Consider the following 20,370-nt stretch of genomic DNA (forward strand, 5'->3'; position numbering starts at 1 on the left):
TCACGTGGGTTCGCGGACGGCCGCGATGGACAGGCTGATCGAGACCTCGTCGCCGACGACCTTGTCGCCGGAGTCGAGCGGGACGTCGATGGTGATCCCGAAGTCCTGGCGGCGGAACGCGGTCCGGGCCTCGAAGCCGATCACCTCCTCCGCGCCCATGCCGCCGTTGCGACCGATCCAGTCGACGTCCAGCGTGACGGGCCTGGTGATCCCGCGCAGCGTCAAGTCGCCGGTGAGGCTCGCCGAGCGGGCGTCCGCGGGATCGCGGACGACGCTCGTGGACGCGAAGGCGGCCCGCGGGTACTCGGTGACGTCGAGGAAGTCCGAGCTCCGTAGGTGCGCGTCCCGGCGGGCGTTGCGCGTGCTCAGGGAGCGGGTGTCGATCTCGGCCGTCACCGTGACCGACCCGCCTTCTCCGATGTCGATCGCACCGGAGAAGGATTCGAAGCCACCGTGCACACGGCTCACGAGGAGACGCCGCACCGAGAACTCGATCGCCGAGTGGTCGGGGTCGATGGTCCAGTGCGACGGTTCGAGGGGGAAGTCGGACACGGTGGGCTCCTTCAGGTTCGTCGGCCGAGTAGGCGTTCCAACTCGTCGATCCGGGCGAGGAGCTCGGCCGCCAGGAGGGCTCCCGCGTAGTTGACACCGAGGTCGTGGCGGAGCCGCTGGATGCGGGCGAGCCGCGCCGCCGAATCGCGTGGGAAGAGCGGCCGGTCGGCCGGTCCGTACGGTTCCACCGCCCCGAGGGAGATCAGCCGGCGGACGTGCTCGGGGTGCAGGCCGGATTCGTAGGCCACGACATCGAGGGTGACCAGCGGCCGTCCCTCGTCGTCCAGGCGCTCGATCGCCACCAGGGCGCGCGAACGGGATCGCGTCATTTCGCCACCTCCCGGGGATCGAAGCCCGTGGCCGCGAGCTTCTCGTACAGGTCACGCTGCTCGTCGGTGAGCGTCTTGGGTACCGCGATCTGCAGGTGGGCGAACAGGTTCCCGGCCGCCCCTCGTGTGCTCGGCATGCCCTGGCCGCGCAGGCGCAGCGTCTTCCCGCTCGACGAGCCGGCGGGAACCCGAACGCGCACCGTCCCCGTGAGGGTCGGTACGGGCACCTCCGCGCCGAGCGCCGCCTCCGACGGCGAGATCGGCACGTCCACGTGCAGGTCGTCGTCCTCGCGCCGGAACCGCGGGTGGGGCGTGACGTGCACCCGGAGGAACAGGTCGCCCGCGGGCCCGCCGTCGCGACCGGGGCCGCCCTCACCGGCCAGGCGGATCCGCTGACCGTCGCGGACGCCCCTGGGGACGGTCACGTCGTAGTCGCGGCCGTCGGCGAAGCTGAGGTGCCGGTTGCCGCCGGCGGCGGCCTCCTCGAGCGTGACGTCGAGGTCGGCCTCGTGATCCGCGCCCCGGGTGGGATAGCTGTACCCCTGACCGCCGTACTGACGCCCGCGTCCGCCACCGAACATCGACTCGAAGATGTCGCTGAAGTCGCCGGCCTCGCCCTGGAATCCGCCGCCCTGGAAGCCGTCGAACCCGTCGAAGCCCGTTCCGGCGCCTGCTCCGTTCTGTGCGGCGCGCCAGTTCGCGCCGTACCTGTCGTACTTCTCGCGCTTGTCCGGGTCGCGCAGGACCTCGTACGCCTCGGAGAGAGCCTTGAACTTCTCCTCGGCGTCGGGCTCCTTGCTGATGTCCGGGTGCATCGTGCGCGCGAGCTTGCGATACGCGCGCCGGATGTCGTCCTCGGTCGCGTCGCGGGGGACGCCGAGGGCCTCGTAGTAGTCCTGGTACCCGACGGGCATCAGCTTCCGTCCGCCTTCCCTCGGCCGACGACCACCTGGGCCGGGCGGATGACCTCGCCCTCGCCGTCGATGTAGCCCGAGCGGGCCTCGTCGACCACCGTCTGGTCGTCCTCCGCGGGCGCATCGACCACCGCAACGGCCTCGTGGACCGTCGGATCGAACCGTTCTCCGGCACCGGGGATCCGCTGAATCCGGTTGCGCTGCAGGATCGCGTTCATCTGCTCCAGCACTGCGGCGAGTCCCTGGTCATCCGGTGTGATCTTCAGTGCGCGTTCCACGCTGTCGACGGCGTCGAGCCACTCGACGAGCATGCGGTGCCCGGCCGCGGTGGCGGCTCGACCGGCGTCGCGTTCGGTGCGCTTGCGGTAGTTGTCGAGGTCCGCCAGCGCCCGGCGGAGGCGATCCTGGGCTCTGTCCAGCTCCTCCCGGAGGCCGGCGACGACGGACTCGTGGCCCGCCTCCGGTACGTCCGTGGGGGAGTCGGTCGTCTGCGGCGCGGCGTCGTCCGCCGTGGGGTTCTCGCCGGTCATTCGCGCGTGAAGTCCGCGTCGACGATGTCGTCGTCACCGGCCGCGGAGGGAGCCCCGCCGTTCTCGGTCGCCTGCTGCTGGGCGGCGGTGGCGGGCAGGGTGTGCACGATCTGCTGCAGGTCGGCTGTGAGCGGACGCACGCGGTCCAGGCCGGCCTTCTCGTCGATCGCGGTACGGGCGTCCGCCACGATCTGCTCGGCGCGCGCCGACTCGTTGACCGGAACGGCGTCCTTGAGCTGTGCGAGCAACTGTTGCACCTGGTACACCAGGCCGTCGAGCTGGTTGCGTGCGTCCACCTCCTCGCGTCGCGTCTTGTCCTCGGCGGCATGTGCTTTGGCGTCGGCCACCATCCGGTCGATCTCCTCGGACACCAGGTTGGCCGACTCGGTGATCTCCACCTTCTGCTCCGCGCCGGTCTCCTTGTCCTTCGCCGAGACGTTGAGGATGCCGTTCGCATCGGTGTCGAAGGTGACCTCGATCTGCGGCACTCCGCGCGGTGCCGGGCGGATGCCCTCCAGCCGGAACCGGGCGAGCTGGCGGTTGTCGGCGGCCAGTTCCCGCTCACCCTGGAGGACCACGACGTCGACGGCGGACTGGTTGTCCTCCGCCGTCGAGAACACCTCGCTGCGCCGCGCCGGGATGGTCGTGTTGCGCTCGATGACCTTGGTCATCACGCCGCCCATGGTCTCGAGCCCGAGCGAGAGCGGCGTCACGTCCAGCAGCACGACGTTCTCGACGTCGCCCTTGAGCACACCCGCCTGCAGCGCCGCACCGATCGCTACGACCTCGTCGGGGTTGACCGACATGTTCGGTTCCTTGCCGCCGGTGAGGCGCCGGACCAGGTCCTGCACAGCGGGGATGCGGGTGGAGCCGCCCACCAGGATGACCTCGTCGATGTCGGTGGCGGTGAGGTTCGCGTCGGCGAGGGCCTGTTCGACCGGCTTGCGGGTGCGCTCGACCAGGTCGCTCGTCAGCTGGTCGAACTTCACCCGGGAGAGCGAGAGGTTCAGGTGCTTGGGGCCGGAGGCGTCCGCCGTGACGAAGGGCAGGTTGATCGTGCTGGTGGTCGTCGTCGACAGCTCGACCTTGGCCTTCTCGGCGGCCTCGTACAGGCGCTGCAGTGCCTGGGAGTCGTTGCGCAGGTCGATGCCGTTCTCCCGCTGGAACTCCTCGGCGATCCAGTCGACGATGCGCTTGTCGAAATCGTCGCCGCCGAGGTGCCCGTCGCCGCTCGTCGAGCGGACCTCCACGACGCCGTCGCCGACGTCGAGGATGGAGACGTCGAAGGTGCCGCCGCCCAGGTCGTAGACCAGGACGGTCTCGGCGCCCTCCTTCTCCAGCCCGTACGCGAGGGCGGCGGCGGTCGGCTCGTTGATCACGCGGAGCACCTCGAGGCCCGCGATCCTGCCGGCGTCCTTGGTCGCCTGGCGCTGGGTGTCGTTGAAGTAGGCGGGCACGGTGATGACGGCCTCGGTGACCTTCTCGCCGAGGAACTTGCTCGCATCGTCGGCGAGCTTGCGGAGCACCTGCGCCGAGATCTCCTCCGGCGCGTACTCGTGCCCGCGGACGCCGAACCGAACGGCGTCGTTGGGGCCCTTGTCCACCTTGTAGGACACGATCTTCGACTCGTCGTCGACCTCGTCCCAGGTGCGCCCGATGAACCGCTTCGCCGAATAGACGGTCGCGTCGGGGTTCATGATCGCCTGCCGCCGGGCGACCTGGCCGACCAGCCGCCGGCCGTCGTCCGTGAACGCCACCACCGATGGTGTGGTGCGTCCGCCCTCGGCGTTCGCGATGATCTCCGCGCGCCCGCCCTCCAGGGTGGCCGCCACTGCGGAGTTGGTGGTTCCCAGATCGATACCGACTGCCTTCGCCATGCGCTGCCTGCTCTCCTCGGACCGGATGTGAATCGCTGAAACGCTCTGCTGGGCGCGGGGTTTCCCACGTCGCCCGACTTGACGTTAGCTGTGCGAATCACTGTGGCGCAGGGCGCCGAGGCATCTCTGTGGGCGGCGTCAGAACCTGTTGTCGAGGCCCACAGCCGTGCAGGATGCCCGAGGCCGGGGCAGCGCTACCCGCGACCGGTGTCCCGGAACTGGTCGGGGTTCAGGCGCAGGGCGTAGACGGCCGCCGTCAGTTCGGTCACGTCGACGGGGTTCGACAGCTTCCGGCCCGTCATCTCCTGCAGACGGCGCAGGCGATACCGCACCGTGTTGGGGTGGCAGTAGAGCAAGGGTGCCGCGCTCTCCGCCGATCCCGACTGCTCGAGGTACACCCACAGCGTGTCGATGAGGAGCACGCGATCGTCCTCCGGCAGGGCGAGGACCCGGCCGAGCACCTCGGTCGCGAGCCGCTGGCCCTCCGACGGCGAGAACACCACCAGCGCGGCCAGGGGACTGGAACTGAACACCCGGACCCGGCGGCCCACCTCGGGAGCCGTCTGCAACGCCGCTTGGGCCAGCTGGGCCGCCCGGGGCGCGCCGGTCAGATCGTCGAAAGCCGGGCTCACTCCCGCCCGGGCCGTGCGAACGGATTCCAGCACCTCGGCCACGACCTCGACGGGCTCGTCCCGCAGTGCGACCACGCCGAACTGCTGGGCGGGGGTGAGCCGCCACGCGGACGTGAGCCCCCGTGCGCCCAGGCGTTCCTCCACGTCGGGCAGCCCCTCCTCGCCGACGCTCGGCACGTCGGCGACGACCACGACGTGCCGCCCGCCCCGGGGGAACCCGAGGAGCGCCGCGGCCTCCCACGGGCCCGCGTCCGGCGCCGGGTGTCCCGTCAGGAGCGCCTCGACCAGCGCCGACCGGCGACGGGACTGGAACGCCAGGATCGAGGCGCTGGCCGCGCGGTACGCCTCGGTCACGGCGACGGCGTGCACGTCCAGCGCCTCCATCAGCCGCGTCGCCGTCGTCAGCTGCGCGTCCGACACGGGAACCCCGGCGGCCGCATCGTGACCGAGGACGGCCTTCCAGTAGACGGTGAACGCGATCCGGGTGACCTGGAGCAACTCGGGGAGGGGCACGCCCTGCCGGGCGCGCCGCTCCGCGATCCGGCGGACCTCGGCCATGCCGTCGGACAGGTCGCGGCCCCCGACCGCCTCGGTCGCGAGCCGGAACGCGACCTCGATCGCACCACGCAGTTCCTCGCGCGTCACCGCCGGATGCTCACTGCCGTAGAACGGCACGCGGGCGAGGACCTCATCGGTCGCCGCCGCGGCCATCTCGGCGATGTGCGCGGCGGCCCACTCGACACCGCTCTCGGGATCGACGCCGCCGCCCGAATCGTGCCGGGAGTCTTGGCTCAAGGTCATCGTCTGAGTCTGCCGATCTGTTCACCGCGACGGGTCCGCGGCAGCGGGCAACGAAGATGCCCAAGGTATCGATCGCGACCGCACTCCGACAAGTGCGGCGATCACACCGAGGCGCGGATCAGGATTGATTGATCCGGATCAGATTGCCGGAGGGATCGCGGAACGCGCAATCGCGGACACCGTAGTCCTGGTCCATCGGCTCCTGCACCACATCGGCGCCCGAGCCGGCGACGCGCTCGAAGAGGCCGTCCAGATCGTCGGTGGAGAGGGTGATCGCCGTGTAGGCGCCCTTCGCGATGATGTCGAGCACCGTCGACTTCTCGTCCTCCGTCAGGCCGGGATCCATGGCCGGCGGGTGCAGGAGGATCGAGGTCTGCGGCTGGCCGACCGGTCCGACGGTGATCCAGCGCATGTCCTGGTAGCCGACGTCCTTGCGGACCTCGAAGCCGAGGGTGTCGCGGTAGAAGCCGAGGGCGGCCTCCGCGTCGGTGTGGGGCAGATACGCGAGCGAGATGGTGATGGTCATGCCGACCACGCTATTGCGGCGTCACCGGCGGCGCTTCTCGATTCCTGATCGGTCTCATGACCTGGCGCGCGAGGCACGCGGGAATGCCCTCCGCGGCGGCGCTGTGATCGCGCTTGTAGACGCTCGGCGGCACCCCCACCAGTTCGGTGAATCGCGTGCTGAAGGTCCCCAGCGAGGAGCTGCCGACCTCGAAACACGCGTCGGTGACCGACATGTCGCCGCGGCGCAGCAGCATCATCGCCCGCTCGATCCGGCGCGTCATCAGGTACGAGTACGGCGACTCCCCGTAGACGCGCTTGAACTCGCGGCTCAGGTGCCCGGCGGACATGTGCGCGCCGCGCGCGAGTTCCTCGACGTTCAGCGGCTGCGCGAACTCGCGGTCGATCCGGTCCCGCACGCGCCGCAGCACCGCGAGGTCGCGGGCGCGCTGCGCGGCGTCAGGATTCCGGGCGCCGCTTCGTGGCGTACGCTCCGCTGTCCCGCTCGTGGACAGGGGTGCGTCAGGATTCCGGGCGCCACTTCTTGGCGTACTCATCTACGTACTCCTGACCCGTCAGCGCCTGGATCTCCTGCATCAGCCGGTCCGTCACGGAGCGTTCGAGCTTGTGCCGCTCGTCGGGATCCGACGGGATGTCGTACTCGATCGGCTCGATCGGCTTGGCGAACTTCACCTGCACCCGCTCGGCGTGCCAGCTGAAGGGCCCGGGAGGTGAGACCTTGTCGGTGCCGATCACGCCGACGGGGACGATCGGCACGTTCGCCTCGAAGGCGATCCGGACGAGGCCCGTGCGGCCGCGGTAGAGCCGGCCGTCGGGGGAGCGGGTGCCCTCGGGATACATCCCGACGAGGCGGCCTTCGGCGAGCAGCTTCTTGGCGGTGGTCAGTGCCGCCGTCGCGGCGTCGCCGCCCGCGCGGTCGATCGGCACCTGACCGGTCTGGGTGTAGAAGAACTTCTGCAGCTTGCCGGAGATCCCCGGTGCGGTGAAGTAGTCGCTCTTGGCGAGGTAGGAGATCCGGCGCGGTACGACCAGCGGGACGAACAGCCAGTCGGCGATCGACAGGTGATTGCCGGCCAGCAGAGCCGGACCGTCGACCGGGATGTTCTCCAGTCCCTCGACGGTGGGCCGGTTCACGAGCCGGATCGTCGGTCCCACTGATACGTGCTTGACCAGCCAGTACAGAAGGCCCTGGTCACCGTGGTTGCTCTCGCCCATGGCGGATAACTTACCGGACCGTCAGGACGTGCAGAGGAACCGGCGCGCACGGTGCCCTGGCCGGAAACCCGGTGGCGCCGCACCCATAGAATGGAGGCATGTCTGATCTGCAGCTGAGCCGCCTCGACCTGCGGGGCCGCCGCCCGTCGCTCACCGAGTTGCGCGCGGCGCTCCCGCGCGGCGGTGTCGATGTCGATGCGGTGGTGCCGCAGGTCCGCCCGATCGTGGACGCGGTGGCGGAGCGGGGGGCCGAGGCGGCGCTCGAGTTCGGCGAGCGGTTCGACGGTGTCCGCCCGCCCACCGTCCGGGTCCCGGCCGCGGCGTTGGAGCGTGCGCTCGCCGAACTGGATCCGGCGATCCGGGAGGCCCTGGAGACCGCGATCGGTCGCGTGCGCACCGTCCACGCCGATCAGAGGCGCACGGACACCGTCACCGAGGTGGTGCCCGGCGGCACCGTCACCGAGCGCTGGATCCCGGTCGACCGCGTCGGCCTGTACGTGCCCGGCGGCAACGCCGTCTACCCGTCCTCCGTCGTGATGAACGTGGTACCCGCACAGATCGCCGGCGTCGGCTCGCTCGTCGTCCTCTCGCCCGCCCAGAAGGATTTCGGCGGCCTGCCCCACCCCACCATCCTCGCCGCCTGCACGTTGCTCGGCGTCGACGAGGTGTGGGCCACCGGCGGCGCGCAGGGCATCGCGCTCGCCGCGCACGGCGGAACCGATCAGGGCGGTGCCGAGTTGGCCCCCGTCGACCTCATCACCGGGCCGGGCAACATCTACGTCACCGCGGCGAAGCGGCTGTGCCGCGGCCTCGTCGGTATCGACGCCGAGGCCGGCCCGACGGAGATCGCGATCCTCGCCGATCATACCGCGGATCCGGTGCACGTCGCCGCCGACCTGATCAGTCAGGCCGAGCACGACGTGATGGCGGCGTCCGTGCTGGTCACCACTTCGGTCGAGCTCGCGGACCGCGTCGACGAGGCGCTGACGGCCCAGCTCGAGCTCACCCGGCACCGCGAGCGCGTCGACACCGCCCTGCGGGGTCCGCAGTCCGGCACCGTCCTGGTCGATGACATCGACGCCGGGCTCGCCGTGGTCAACGCGTACGCCGCGGAGCACCTGGAGATCCAGACCGCGGACGCCCGGGAGGTCGCGGGCCGGGTGCGCGCCGCGGGTGCGATCTTCGTCGGCCCGCACTCGCCGGTCAGCCTCGGCGACTACGCCGCGGGCAGCAACCACGTGCTGCCCACCGCCGGGTGCGCACGGCACAGCTCCGGGCTGTCGGTGCAGACCTTCCTGCGCGGCGTGCACGTCGTGGAGTACGACGAGGCCGCGCTCAAGGACATCGCGGGCACCGTCATCACCCTGGCCAATGCCGAGGATCTCCCCGCGCACGGCGAGGCCGTGCGGCTGCGTTTCGAATCGCTGAAGGGCGGTCGTGCATGAACCCCCTGCCCGGCGAGGCCGTGACGCTGGACCAGCTCCCGATCCGGGAGACCCTGCGCGGCAAGGCGCCCTACGGCGCCCCGCAGCTGCCGGTGGCGGCCGCGATGAACACCAACGAGAATCCGCACCCGCCGAGTCCTGCGCTGGTCGCCGATATCGCCAAGGCCGTCGGTGAGGCCGCGGCGGCGATGAACCGGTACCCGGACCGGGACCTGGCCGCGCTGCGGAACCGGCTGGCGGAGTACGTGACGGAACGGACCGGCACCGTCGTGGGTCCGCAGAACGTGTGGGCGGCCAACGGCTCCAACGAGATCCTGCAGCAGGTGCTGCAGGTCTTCGGCGGGCCCGGCCGCACGGCGATGGGCTTCGTGCCGAGCTACTCGATGCACCCGATCATCTCGGACGGCACCGACACGCACTGGATCCCCGGCAAGCGCACGGCGGACTTCGCGCTCGACATCGACTACGCGGTCGGCGCGATCGACGAACTCCGGCCCGACGTGCTCTTCGTGACGAACCCGAACAACCCGACGGGGCACCTCATCGCGGAGGATGGCCTGATCCGGCTGATCGAGGCGGCGCCGGGCATCGTCATCGTCGACGAGGCCTACGCCGAGTTCAGCGCCGGCCCGTCCGCGGTCCGGCTGCTGGATCGCTTCGGCGAGAAGCTCATCGTGAGCCGCACCATGAGCAAGGCCTTCGCCTTCGCCGGCGGGCGCGTGGGGTACCTCGTGGCCGCGCCGGCGATCGTGGACGCGATCCAACTGGTCCGCCTGCCCTATCACCTGTCGGTGTTCACCCAGGCCGCGGCGATCGCCGCGATCGATCACCGCGCGGAGACCCTGGCCACGGTGGCGCACTTGTCGGCCGAGCGCGACCGGATCTCGGCGCGCCTGCGGGAACTCGGCTTCGGCGTGATCGAATCGCACGCCAACTTCATCCTCTACGGCGGCTTCGCCGACGAGGCCGCCGCCTGGCGCACCTATCTCGACGGCGGAGTCCTGGTGCGCGACATGAACATCCCGGGACACCTGCGCGTGTCGGTGGGACTGGACCACGAGAACGACGCCTTCCTCGCGATCAGCGAGAAGCTGGCACCGAAGAACGACGGAGACCGCTCATGACCGCCCGCATCGCCCGCATCGAGCGCACGACGCGCGAATCGTCCATCGTCGTCGATCTGAACCTCGACGGCACGGGCACCACCGAGATCGCCACGGGTGTGCCCTTCTTCGATCACATGCTGACCGCCTTCGGCCAGCACGGCAGCTTCGACCTGACCGTGCAGGCCAAGGGGGACATCGAGATCGACGCGCACCACACCGTCGAGGACACCGCGATCGTGCTGGGCCAGGCCTTCGCCGAGGCGCTGGGCGACAAGAAGGGCATCCGCCGCTTCGGCGACTGCTTCATCCCGATGGACGAGACCCTGGCGCACGCCTCGGTGGACGTCTCGGGCCGGCCCTACGCCGTGCACACCGGAGAGCCGGAGTACCTGGTCAGCTCCGTGATCGGCGGATACCCGGGGGTTCCCTACTCGACGGTGATCAACCGGCACGTCTTCGAGTCGCTCGCCATGAACGCTCGGATCGCGCTGCACGTGCGGGTGCTCTACGGCCGCGATCCGCACCACATCACGGAGGCGGAGTTCAAGGCCGTCGCCCGCGCCCTGCGCGCCGCCGTCGAACCCGACCCGCGGGTCACCGGCGTCCCGTCGACCAAGGGAACGCTGTAGGCCGGGCCGCTCAGCCGACCGAGGCGGTCAGGCGCGCCTGCGCGTGCTCGACGATGCCTCGCCATGCCGACGGATCGACCGCCTCGATACCTCCGCCGCCGGCGAAGGCGCTGCTGACGACGACGTCCGGGCGGAGTTCGGCGAGGAGGGCGAGGCTCTCGTGGAGGGGCCGGGCGTCGCTCATCCCGGCGATGTAGCCGGCGGTCCAGTGGCCGTCGGCTCCCTGGTAGAGGGTGTCGCCCGTGAACAGGTACCGCGCACCGTCGGCCCCCGGGACGAGGAAGGACGTGCTTCCCGGCGTGTGACCGGGCGTGGGGATCACCTCGATGCCCAGATCGTCGACGGTGCGGGTCGCCAGGACGACGTCGGGCGTGCGATGCTTCCCGATCGCGGCGAGATCGCCCGACGGTCCGTGCAGTGCCGAGCCGAACCGCTCCGCGATCCGGCCGAGCACGGGCCCCGCCTCGTCCTGATGGCTCAGGTACTGGCGTCCGACGCCGCCGAGCGCGACGAGGTCCGCGAACGCGGACTCGTCGCCCGGTGAATAGAAGAGGACGTTCTCGCCGGCGGGGCTCCGCCAGAGGAACGCGTGGGTCGTGAGGCCGGGGAACGGGGAGAACGGAGCCGTCTCCCAGAGGTCGGGCCGGAGCTGGGTGAGCATCGGATCATTCCTTCGGTTCGGGTCGGACATCGTGTAGCCGACCGTAGAACCTCAAGAATTGTTCATGTCAAGCGCCGGCCCGGCGGCTCAGGCCTCCCCGCGGCGGAGCAGACGGCCGTGCGGGGTCTCGAAGTCGATCTTCTCGCCGCGCAGCCAGGTGCCGCGGACGACGCCGGCCAGAGCGCGGCCGTCGTAGGGGGAGATCGGATTCTTGTGGTGCAGGCGGTGCACGTCGACGACCTGTGCGGACTCCGGTTCGAAGATCGCGAAATCGGCGTCGAAGCCGAGCGCGATCCGCCCCTTGCGGGTCATGCCCGCCAGCTTGGCGGGATTCGCCGACATCCACTCGAGCACCTGCTCCAGGGAGATGCCTCGCTTCTTGGCCTCGGTCCAGATCAGCTGCAGCCCCAGCTGCAGGGAGGCGACGCCGCCCCAGGCGACGCCGAAGTCGCCGTTCTCCACGTCCTTGAGGTCGATGGTCGACGGGGAGTGGTCGGAGACGATGCAGTCGATCGTGCCGTCCAGCAGCCCCTGCCACAGCAGCTCGCGGTTCGACGCCTCACGGATCGGCGGGCAGCACTTGAAGGCGGTGCCGCCGGCGGGGATCTCCTCGGCCAGCAGGGTGAGGTAGTGCGGACAGGTCTCGACGGTGAGCTTGACCCCGTCGCGGCGCGCGGACGCGATCATCGGCAGCGCGTCGGACGAGGAGAGGTGCAGCACGTGGGCGCGGGCACCGGTCCACCGCGCGCGCTCGATGACGTCGGCGATCGCCTTGTTCTCCGCGCCGCGGGGGCGGGAGGCGAGGAAGCCGGCGTAGTCGGCGCCGGTGGGCTCCGGGGCGTGGTCGATCGAACAGGCGTCCTCCGCGTGCACGATCATCAGCGAATCGAAGGTGGCGAGTTCCGCCATGTCCTCCTGCATCTCGTCGACGGTGAGCGCGGGGAACTCGTCCACCCCCGAGTGCAGGAGGAAGCACTTGAAGCCGAAGACGCCGTCGTCGTGCAGGCCCCGCAACTGGTCCTTGTTGCCGGGCACGGCGCCGCCCCAGAAGCCGACGTCGATGTACGCCTTGGGACCGGCCACCTCGCGCTTGAGGCGCAGGGCCTCCCGATCGACGGTGGGCGGGATCGAGTTGAGCGGCATGTCCACGAGCGTGGTCACCGCGCCGGCCGCGGCCGCCCTGGTCGCGGACTCGAAGCCCTCCCACTCGGTGCGACCGGGCTCATTGACGTGCACGTGGGTGTCGACGAGCCCCGGGATCATCACCTGGTCGTCGGTGAGCTCGATGACCTCGCGGCCGGCGAGGTCGTTGCCGAGCGGCTCGATGGCGACCACTCGGCCGTCGCGGATACCGATCTCGCGGGCCACCGTTCCGGCGGTGGTGACGATGCGGCGTCCGCGGACCACCAGGTCGTACTCGGCGGTGTCGGTGCTCATGCGGTTCTCCTTCGCTGGGAATTCCGAGTCGCGGAATTTCCTTCTCGATTCAGGCCCACACTAGGTGTGACCTGCGCCACTAGTCAAGATCTGCGTTCCGGCTTGCGAGGATCCTATTCCGTCAGGCGACATCACCCTTGACATGGGCGCGGGGATAGGTCTTACTTATCGCTACAAGTGGAAACCTGATTCCGCACAACGGAACGATCCGAGCACTCAGCCCGCAGGAACGAAGGCCCAGCATGACAGACGAACTCACCCCCCGCTCCGCGGCGGAGGCGACCCCGATCCGACTCGGGGACGCCGACGTGGCGGACGTCCCCGACGTGGACGCCCTGAACCGGCTCAGCGCGGGGCTCTACAACCGCGATCTCGCGCCGACGAAGCGCGCCGGGCGCACGTGGGGCGGCTACAACATCTTCACCCTGTGGGCGAACGATGTGCACAGCCTCGGCAACTACGCCTTCGCGATCGGCCTGTTCGCCCTCGGCCTCGGCGGGTGGCAGATCCTGGTCGCGCTGGGGCTCGGCGCGACCTTCCTGTTCCTCCTGCTCAACCTCTCCGGCTTCATGGGGGAGAAGACGGGCGTGCCCTTCCCCGTGATGAGCCGGATCTCCTTCGGCATCCGCGGCGCGCAGATCCCCGCCCTCATCCGCGGCATCGTCGCGATCGCGTGGTTCGGGATCCAGACCTACCTGGCGTCCGTCGTACTGCGGATCATGATCGTCGCCGTGCTCCCCGACGCGGCGACACTCGACGAGAACCGCTTCCTCGGGCTCTCGACGCTCGGCTGGATCTCGTTCCTCGTGCTGTGGGCCATCCAGTTGGTCATCGTCAGCTACGGGATGGAGATGATCCGCAAGTACGAGGCCTTCGCCGGCCCCGTCATCCTCGTGACCATGGCGGCGCTCGCGCTCTGGATGTTCGGCAAGGCCGGCTTCTCCATCGCCTGGACCACGCCCACGTCCACGACGGGCCTCGACATGTGGCTGCAGATCGTCGGTGGCGCGAGCCTCTGGGTCGCGATCTACGGCACCTTCGTGCTCAACTTCTGCGACTTCACCCGCGGCGCCAGGTCCAAGGGCGCCATCGTGCGCGGCAACTTCTTCGGCATCCCGCTCAACATGCTGCTCTTCGGCGCGATCGTGATCACCCTCGCCGGCGCGCAGTTCAAGATCGACGGCCGCGTGATCGAATCGCCCGCCGACATCGTCAAGACGGTGCCGAACACCCTGTTGCTGGTCCTCGCCTGCCTCGCGCTGCTGGTGCTGACCGTGGCCGTGAACCTCATGGCGAACTTCGTCGCACCGATCTACGCACTCAACAACCTGTTCCCGAAGCACCTGAACTTCCGCCGCGCCGGGCTCATCTCCGGTGTCATCGGCCTGGTCATCCTGCCCTGGAATCTCTACGACTCGCCCGTCGTCATCACCTACTTCCTCGGTGGCCTCGGCGCGCTCCTCGGCCCGCTGTTCGGCATCGTCATGGCCGACTACTGGCTGATCCGCAAGACGAAGGTCAACGTTCCGGACCTGTACTGCGACCTGCCCGACGCCCCCTACTACTACTCCCGCGGCGTCAATCCGCGCGCCGTGATCGCCCTGGTGCCGACCGCCGGCGCGGCACTGCTCATGGCGTTCGTGCCCGCCTTCCACGTGGTCTCGAACTACTCGTGGTTCATCGGTGCCGGCCTCGGCGCCATCGTCTACCTCCTGGTGGCGGACCGCAAGGGCCCCTTCGTCGACGTCTCCGGCGAGCAGATCGCCGTCCCCAGCAAGCACTAGGGGTGATCGCGATGCGCATTCTCGTCGCCAACGTCAACACCACGGAATCCATGACCGCCGCGATCGCGGCGTCCGCGCGGTCCGCGGCCTCGCCGGGCACCGAGATCGTCGGGATCACACCGCGCTTCGGCGCGGACTCGTGCGAGGGCAACTTCGAGTCCTATCTGGCGGCGATCGCGGTCATGGACGCGATCACCCGCTACGAGGGGCCCTACGACGCCGTCATCCAGGCCGGCTACGGCGAGCACGGCCGCGAGGGGTTGCAGGAGCTGCTGGAGGTGCCCGTCGTGGACATCACCGAGGCGGCCGCGTCGACCGCGATGTACCTGGGCCACAAGTACTCGGTGGTCACCACGCTCGACCGCACCGTGCCCCTCATCGAGGACCGGCTCAAGCTGGCCGGCCTCGACGCGCGCTGCGCCTCCGTCCGGGCGTCGGGTCTCGGCGTCCTCGAACTCGAATCCGAGCCCGAGCGGGCGGTCGAGGCGATCGTCGCGCAGGCCCGAGAGGCCGTGGAGCGCGACCACGCCGAGGTGATCTGCCTGGGCTGCGGCGGCATGGCCGAGCTCGAGGAGAAGGTCTCCGCCGCCACCGGCGTCCCCATCGTCGACGGTGTCCGCTCCGCCGTGACGATCGCCGAGGGGCTGGTGCGCATGGGCCTGAAGACCTCCAAGGTGCGGACCTACGCGCCGCCGCGGCCCAAGGTCGTCACCGGCTGGCCGATCGCCGGAACCGACGGGGTCCGGTGAGGGCCGGACGGCGGCTGGTGGCGGTCGGCATCGCGGCCGTCGCCACCGTCGCGGCCGGGTGCGGATCCGCCGCCACCGACGGGAACGCCGGTTCGAGCGCGGCGGCACCGTCGAAGACGATCGTGCTGATCAACCCGAACTCGAGTGAGAGTGCGACCGCGTCGATGGTGGAGCTCGCCACCGCGCAGGCTGCGGGTAGGGCGAAGATCGTCGGCGTCACCAACGAGGGCGCGCCGGCGTTGCTCACGACCCCGCAGGACATGGCGACCGCGACCGCTGGTGTCGTCCGCCGCGGCACGGAGGCGGCCCGTCGCGGCGGCGTCGCCGCGATCATCGTGTCCGCCTTCAGCGACCCGGGGTTGGCCGAACTCCGGGGCGCCGTATCCGTCCCCGTCTTCGGGATCGGCGAGCAGGCCTTCAAGGAGGCCGGCCGGGGCGGTCGTGCATTCGGCATCGCCACCGTCACATCGGATCCCGCGCTCGTCGAGTCCTTCCGCGAGAAGGCGGTGTCGCTCGGTCTCCTGCAGCAGTATCGCGGCGTGCGGGTCACCCCGGGGGACGCCACCGCCCTCGTGAAGTCGCCCGACGCGCTCGACGCCGCCCTGAAGGAGGCCGTCCAGCAGTCGATCTCGATCGACGGGGCCCGGGCGGTCATCATGGGTGGCGGCCCGCTGTCCGCCTCGGGCCTGCGCCTGCAGAAGTCCTTCGACGTGCCCTTGATCGTGGCGGTCAACGCCGCGGTCGCGGCGGCCCTCGAAGCCTCCAAGTAGTCGGTACGACGGTGCCCCTCCCGGACTTTCCGGGAGGGGCACCGTCGTACTGGCGTGCGCTACAGGACGATCTGGCGGTTGACGTCCTTGTACAGCAGGTAGCGGAAGTTCGACGGCCCGCCGGCGTAGCAGGCCTGCGGGCAGAAGGCGCGCAGCGACATGTAGTCGCCCTCCTGCACCTCCACCCAGTCGCCGTTGAGGCGGTACACGGCCTTGCCCTCGAGCACGTACAGGCCGTGCTCCATGACGTGGGTCTCCGCGAACGGGATCGACGCGCCGGGCTCGAAGGTGACGATGTTGCAGTGCATGTCGTACGCGAGGTCCTGCGGATCCAGGATCCGGGTGGTGCGCCACTTGTTGTCGGTGCCCGGCATCGGCGAGGGCTCGATATCGCGCTCGTTGCCGACCGCGACCCGCGGGGTGTGCCCGGCGAGCGGCTCGTAGCGCTTGCGGATCCACTGGAAGACGGCGGCACCGTCAGCAGTGTTGGCGACCGACCACGGGGTGCCCGCGGGGATGTAGGCGTAACCGCCCTCGGTGAGGGTGTGCGCCTCACCGTCGATGGTGACCTGCAGCGTGCCCTGGGTCAGCAGCAGGAAGCTCTGCACCTCGGGCTGCGGCTCCGGTGCGTCGGACCCGCCGCCGGGGGAGACCTCGACGATCGACTGGGAGAACGTGGTCGAGCCGCCCGCGACGGGTCGGTTGAGCACCCATGCCCGGGTGTTCGTCCACCCCGGGAAGACCGAGGTCACGATGTCGCGCATGACGCCGCGCGGGATCACCGTGTACGCCTCGGTCACGATGGCGCGGTCGGTGAGCAGGTCCGTCTGCGGCGGATGGCCGCCCTGCGGCGAATAGTAGAAGGGGCGCGCCGTTCTCGTCGCTGCTGTGCTCATCGGGTCTCCTCGGGCTGGGTGGTGGTGGGGCGGTTCAGGGCCAGGTCACGGACGGTCTCGACGGTGACCTGGGCGGCGTCGGCGACCTCGGCGGCGGTGACCGCCCCGCAGGTCACGCCGCGGTGGATGAAGGACGCGAGCGCGCGAGCCGTGGCCGGCTCGTCGAGGATCGCGGAGTCGATGCGGTGCACGTAGTTCCGCAGTCGGGTGGCCGCGGCGGGGAAGCCGTCGCGGTAGAAGGCGTAGGTGGCGAGGAAGCGCGTGACCAGCTGGGCCGGGTGCAGGTCCCAACCCTGGTAGATCCCGCGCTCGAGCTGCCGGCGCACGAGCCGCGCGTGCAGCCGCCAGGCCTCGGCGACGTGGTCTTCGTCGCCGATCGGCAGGATGTTCGTCGAGCCGTCCGACATGTGCACACCGGTCCCCGCGATCGCGAGCTGCATGACGTTCTTGGCGTGGTCCGCGGCCGGGTGCTCCATCGACTGGTACTGCGCGGCGATGCCGAGGGAGGCCGAGTAGTCGTAGGTGCCGTAGTGCAACGAGGTCACGCGCCGGTCGGCGGCGTGCAGCAGCGAGGCGACGGGGGCGGTGCCGTCCGCCCCGAGGATGACCTGCGGGGTCTCGACCTGCACCTCGAAGCGGAGCCGGCGCTCGTCCAGGCCCAGAGCGCTCTCCAGCGCCCGGCTCGCGTCGACCATCGCCTCGACCTGGCCCACGGTGGTGACCTTGGGCAGGGTGATGGTGAGGCCCTCGGGCAGCGGACCCGCCGCCGCGAGCCCGCTCACGAACAGATCGAGGGTGCGCAGCCCGCGAGCGCGGACCGGGGCCTCCATGCACTTGAACCGGATGCCCACGAAGGGCGGCGCCGATCCCTCGCGGACCGCGGCGGCAACGGCCGCGACCGCCTGGGCGACGTCGGCGTCCTCGGTCTCGTCCCCACGGTCGCCGTAGCCGTCCTCGAAGTCCAGGCGCAGGTCCTCGATCGGTTCATCGGTGAGCTTGCGCTGCACCAGGTCCGGCAGGTCCGGGTCGGTCAGCCCGACGGTGCGTGCCACCTCCGCCAGGCCGCCGGCGGCCTCGGCCGCCGCGAGCGCGTGGGCGCCCCACTCGCGCGGCGTGTCCGGGGTGAACCGGTCCGCCGGGAGGTAGACGGTGTGCACCGGCTGCCGGCGGCCGTCGTCCCCCGGGTACTCCCGGGTGAGGAGGTCATCGGTGGCGGTGAGCCGACGCTCGATCGCGGCCAGAGCATCGTCGGTGAGCGAGCGACTGGACAAGGGGACCTCCGTCAGGGCGAATGGAAGAATAATTCCGTATGGTGGAGTCTACGCCTGAGCCGCTGGTCCGCACAAGGATTTCGCGATCTGGGGCGGCGAGGTGGGCGAGCACCGTCGGGCTCGGCGCCGCCCGGCCGGGCGACGTCAGGCGACGACCGCGTCGCCGCCGATCCAGACGCGGGAGACGTCCGCCGGGGTCGCGAGGGAGAAGATCTTCGCGAGGGCGTTCTCGGCGGAGTCGGCGTGCCGCAGGCCCACATCGAGGGGGTGGCCCGCGGTCGGCCGCAGCAGGATCGCGTCGAACTGCCGTCCGACGGACAGGTCTCCCACGTCGTCGAGGCCGAGGGCGCCCGCGCCGGCGCGGGTGGCGAGGTACAGCAGGTGGGTCGCGGTGAGCGGGACGCCCTCGCGCTGCAGGAGCTGCTGCATGAAGTAGGCCTGCAGCCCCTCCTTGAACAGCGAGAAGCCGCTGCCTGCACCGACATCGGTGCCGAGCGCCACCGTGACCCCGTGGTCGAGGTGGCGGCGCAGCGGGAACGAGCCGCTGGCGAGTGCCGAGTTCGAGGTCGGGCAGTGGGCGACCGACGCCCCGGCCGCCGCCAGGAGGGACAGCTCGGCGTCCGCCGGGTGCGCGTTGTGCGCGAACACCGACCGCTCGTGGACGAGCCCGTGCCGGTGGTAGGTGTCGAGGTAGTTCGGCGAGCCGGGGAACTGGTCGATGACGGCCGCGATCTCGGCGGGGTTCTCGTTGATGTGGGAGGTGAACCACAGGCCGGGGACGTCCGCGGCCAGCGCCGCACCGCTCTCCAGCATCTCCGGCGAGGTCGAATAGGAGAACCGCGGGGTCACCGCGTACCGGAGCCGCCGGTGGCCGTGCCAGCGTTCGGCGAGCTTACGGCCCTCGTCGTAGGACCGCGCGGGCGTGCTCAGCAGCGGTGCGGGCAGATTGCGGTCGCTCGTGACCAGGCCCGCCGTCACCCTGACCCCCACGCGGTTCGCCTCGCCGAAGAGCGTGTCGACGGCGTCCGCGAAGTGCGAGCCGAAGACCAGGGCGGTGGTGGTGCCCGCCGCGGTGAGACCGATGAGGAACTCCCGCGCGACGGTGCGCGCGTACTCCGGGTCGGCGAGCCGGCACTCCTCGGGGAGGGCGCACTGGTCGAGCCAGTCCAGCAGCGGCATGCCGAGGCCGCCGATCGCGCGGATCTGCGGATAGTGCACGTGCGTGTCGACCAGACCGGGGAGCAGCACCCCGGCGCGCAGATCCACGACCTCGGCACCGGGACGGCGGTCGGCGACGGCGCGGAAGTCGCCGCGGTCGACGACGACTCCCGCCTCCACCGCGATGCCCGCGTCGTCGTCGGAACGCAGGGCGCCGCCGGTGAAGGGATCGTCCGGGGTGTCGAGTACGCGCGCGCGGTAGACGGTCGTGACGGTCATGAGGGATCTCCTTGTCCGGAGGTCGGGAACCGGGTGAGCAGGTCGGCGGCCACGCTCACGGCGATGGTCGCCGGATGCTTGCCGCCCAGGGTGCTCAGGCCGATGGGGGATTGGATGGTGTCGATGGCCGCCGCGTCGTGTCCGGCGTCGGCGAGCATGGCGCGGAAGCGGGTCCACTTGGCGGACGAGCCGATGAGGCCGACGGAGCCGAGCCCGGGCGTCCGCAGGGCCTGATCGCACAGGCTGAAGTCCTCGGCGTGATCGTGGGTCATGATCAGCACGTGACAGCCCTGCGGGAGATCCTCCAGGACCTCCTCGGGCAGCATCGAGTGCCGCAGGTGCACGGTCGCCTCGCCGGGCTCCAGGGCGCGTGCGGCCTCGATCTGCTCGGGACGCGAGTCGGTGAGGTGGAGCTCGACGTCGTGGCGGGACAGGATGCGGGTGAGCTCGAGGCCGACGTGGCCGACCCCGAAGATCGCGACCGCCGGTACCACCGGGAGCGGTTCGAACAGGACGACCACCTCGCCTCCACAGCATTGCCGCCCGTGCCGATTGCGGGCCTTGTCGTTCAGTCGCAGAGTGACGGTCTCCGGCAGCGCGATCCCGTCACGGAGCAACTCGCGAGCCCGGTCGATCGCCGTCAGTTCCAGGTTGCCGCCGCCGATCGTGCCGAAGGCCCCGTCGGCGGTGGCGATCATCTTGGCGCCCGCCTCGCGCGGCGCGTGCCCGCGTACCCCGATCTGCGTGATCAGGACCGCGGGGACGCGCTGCCGGCGGAGGCGGGCGGCGTCGCCCAGCCAGGTCATGGCG

The 20,370-nt window shown here is 70.6% G+C and carries 21 protein-coding genes; 6 read left to right on the plus strand and 15 right to left on the minus strand.

The features are described 5' to 3' along the window. The 9 genes from AC21LY_RS06590 to AC21LY_RS06630 all read right to left on the minus strand — a co-directional run bounded on the left by AC21LY_RS06590 (nt 1) and on the right by AC21LY_RS06630 (nt 7,375). Complete coding sequence (locus AC21LY_RS06590) at nt 1–552, minus strand: YceI family protein (RefSeq protein ID WP_489045549.1); 552 nt, start codon at nt 550–552, stop codon at nt 1–3. Nucleotides 553–563: 11 nt separating this feature from the next. Continuing rightward, a complete protein-coding gene (locus tag AC21LY_RS06595; protein ID WP_489045550.1) occupies nt 564–881 on the minus strand; it encodes a chaperone modulator CbpM in 318 nt (105 codons plus the stop codon). Continuing rightward, nucleotides 878–1,795: a DnaJ C-terminal domain-containing protein gene (locus tag AC21LY_RS06600; RefSeq protein WP_489045551.1), complete on the minus strand. Its 918-nt coding sequence runs from the start codon at nt 1,793–1,795 to the stop codon at nt 878–880. The genes AC21LY_RS06595 and AC21LY_RS06600 overlap by 4 nt, the downstream gene beginning before the upstream one ends. Next, nucleotides 1,795–2,325: a nucleotide exchange factor GrpE gene (locus tag AC21LY_RS06605; RefSeq protein WP_489045552.1), complete on the minus strand. Its 531-nt coding sequence runs from the start codon at nt 2,323–2,325 to the stop codon at nt 1,795–1,797. Before AC21LY_RS06605 ends, AC21LY_RS06600 begins: the two co-directional genes overlap by 1 nt. Next, on the minus strand, nt 2,322–4,202 hold the full coding sequence (dnaK, locus tag AC21LY_RS06610) for a molecular chaperone DnaK (RefSeq protein ID WP_489045553.1): 1,881 nt from the start codon (nt 4,200–4,202) through the stop codon (nt 2,322–2,324). Before dnaK ends, AC21LY_RS06605 begins: the two co-directional genes overlap by 4 nt. A gap of 194 nt (nt 4,203–4,396) precedes the next feature. Then, the gene (locus tag AC21LY_RS06615) at nt 4,397–5,635 is read right to left on the minus strand and encodes a PucR family transcriptional regulator (RefSeq protein ID WP_489045554.1); all 1,239 of its coding nucleotides are present in this window, start codon (nt 5,633–5,635) and stop codon (nt 4,397–4,399) included. A gap of 118 nt (nt 5,636–5,753) precedes the next feature. Continuing rightward, complete coding sequence (locus AC21LY_RS06620) at nt 5,754–6,161, minus strand: VOC family protein (protein WP_489045555.1); 408 nt, start codon at nt 6,159–6,161, stop codon at nt 5,754–5,756. Nucleotides 6,162–6,171: 10 nt separating this feature from the next. Continuing rightward, nucleotides 6,172–6,696, minus strand: coding sequence for a helix-turn-helix transcriptional regulator (locus tag AC21LY_RS06625; protein WP_489045556.1), 525 nt, complete (start codon nt 6,694–6,696; stop codon nt 6,172–6,174). Beyond that, nucleotides 6,662–7,375, minus strand: a complete 714-nt coding sequence (locus tag AC21LY_RS06630) for a lysophospholipid acyltransferase family protein (protein WP_489045557.1) — start codon at nt 7,373–7,375, stop codon at nt 6,662–6,664. Before AC21LY_RS06630 ends, AC21LY_RS06625 begins: the two co-directional genes overlap by 35 nt. Nucleotides 7,376–7,473: 98 nt before the next feature. On the opposite strand from AC21LY_RS06630, the gene hisD reads away from it, so the two are divergent. Genes hisD through hisB form a run of 3 tightly spaced genes read left to right on the plus strand, consistent with a single transcriptional unit; the run spans nt 7,474 to nt 10,555 of the window. Beyond that, on the plus strand, nt 7,474–8,820 hold the full coding sequence (gene hisD, locus AC21LY_RS06635) for a histidinol dehydrogenase (RefSeq protein WP_489045558.1): 1,347 nt from the start codon (nt 7,474–7,476) through the stop codon (nt 8,818–8,820). Then, complete coding sequence (locus AC21LY_RS06640) at nt 8,817–9,944, plus strand: histidinol-phosphate transaminase (RefSeq protein WP_489045559.1); 1,128 nt, start codon at nt 8,817–8,819, stop codon at nt 9,942–9,944. Before hisD ends, AC21LY_RS06640 begins: the two co-directional genes overlap by 4 nt. Continuing rightward, complete coding sequence (gene hisB / locus AC21LY_RS06645) at nt 9,941–10,555, plus strand: imidazoleglycerol-phosphate dehydratase HisB (RefSeq protein ID WP_489045560.1); 615 nt, start codon at nt 9,941–9,943, stop codon at nt 10,553–10,555. Before AC21LY_RS06640 ends, hisB begins: the two co-directional genes overlap by 4 nt. Nucleotides 10,556–10,565: 10 nt before the next feature. On the opposite strand, the gene AC21LY_RS06650 is transcribed toward hisB, so the two are convergent. Further along, entirely contained in the window at nt 10,566–11,216 is a 651-nt protein-coding gene (locus tag AC21LY_RS06650; protein WP_489045561.1) for an MBL fold metallo-hydrolase, read from the minus strand. An 87-nt stretch (nt 11,217–11,303) separates the two neighbouring features. After that, nucleotides 11,304–12,653, minus strand: a complete 1,350-nt coding sequence (allB, locus tag AC21LY_RS06655; RefSeq protein WP_489045562.1) for an allantoinase AllB — start codon at nt 12,651–12,653, stop codon at nt 11,304–11,306. A 242-nt stretch (nt 12,654–12,895) separates the two neighbouring features. Here allB and AC21LY_RS06660 point away from each other — a divergent pair, with 242 nt between their 5' ends. From AC21LY_RS06660 to AC21LY_RS06670, 3 genes are read left to right on the plus strand one after another with little or no spacing between them, the layout of a single operon-like run. Next, complete coding sequence (locus AC21LY_RS06660) at nt 12,896–14,437, plus strand: NCS1 family nucleobase:cation symporter-1 (protein ID WP_489045563.1); 1,542 nt, start codon at nt 12,896–12,898, stop codon at nt 14,435–14,437. Nucleotides 14,438–14,448: 11 nt separating this feature from the next. Beyond that, nucleotides 14,449–15,186: an aspartate/glutamate racemase family protein gene (locus tag AC21LY_RS06665; protein ID WP_489045564.1), complete on the plus strand. Its 738-nt coding sequence runs from the start codon at nt 14,449–14,451 to the stop codon at nt 15,184–15,186. After that, entirely contained in the window at nt 15,183–15,956 is a 774-nt protein-coding gene (locus AC21LY_RS06670) for an aspartate/glutamate racemase family protein (RefSeq protein WP_489045565.1), read from the plus strand. Before AC21LY_RS06665 ends, AC21LY_RS06670 begins: the two co-directional genes overlap by 4 nt. A gap of 59 nt (nt 15,957–16,015) precedes the next feature. Here AC21LY_RS06670 and AC21LY_RS06675 read toward each other — a convergent pair whose 3' ends face one another. The 4 genes from AC21LY_RS06675 to xdhC form a co-directional block, all read right to left on the minus strand. Then, the gene (locus AC21LY_RS06675) at nt 16,016–16,852 is read right to left on the minus strand and encodes a bifunctional allantoicase/(S)-ureidoglycine aminohydrolase (RefSeq protein ID WP_489045567.1); all 837 of its coding nucleotides are present in this window, start codon (nt 16,850–16,852) and stop codon (nt 16,016–16,018) included. Beyond that, nucleotides 16,849–18,123, minus strand: coding sequence for a DUF6986 family protein (locus AC21LY_RS06680; protein WP_489045568.1), 1,275 nt, complete (start codon nt 18,121–18,123; stop codon nt 16,849–16,851). The genes AC21LY_RS06675 and AC21LY_RS06680 overlap by 4 nt, the downstream gene beginning before the upstream one ends. Before the next feature lie 144 nt (nt 18,124–18,267). Continuing rightward, nucleotides 18,268–19,560 (minus strand): guanine deaminase, encoded by a 1,293-nt coding sequence (gene guaD / locus AC21LY_RS06685; RefSeq protein WP_489045569.1) that lies wholly within the window; start codon nt 19,558–19,560, stop codon nt 18,268–18,270. After that, a complete protein-coding gene (gene xdhC / locus AC21LY_RS06690) occupies nt 19,557–20,366 on the minus strand; it encodes a xanthine dehydrogenase accessory protein XdhC (RefSeq protein ID WP_489045570.1) in 810 nt (269 codons plus the stop codon). Before xdhC ends, guaD begins: the two co-directional genes overlap by 4 nt. Nucleotides 20,367–20,370: the final 4 nt, after the last annotated feature.

The sequence above is a fragment of the Tsukamurella sp. II2bb genome, from assembly GCF_057815145.1.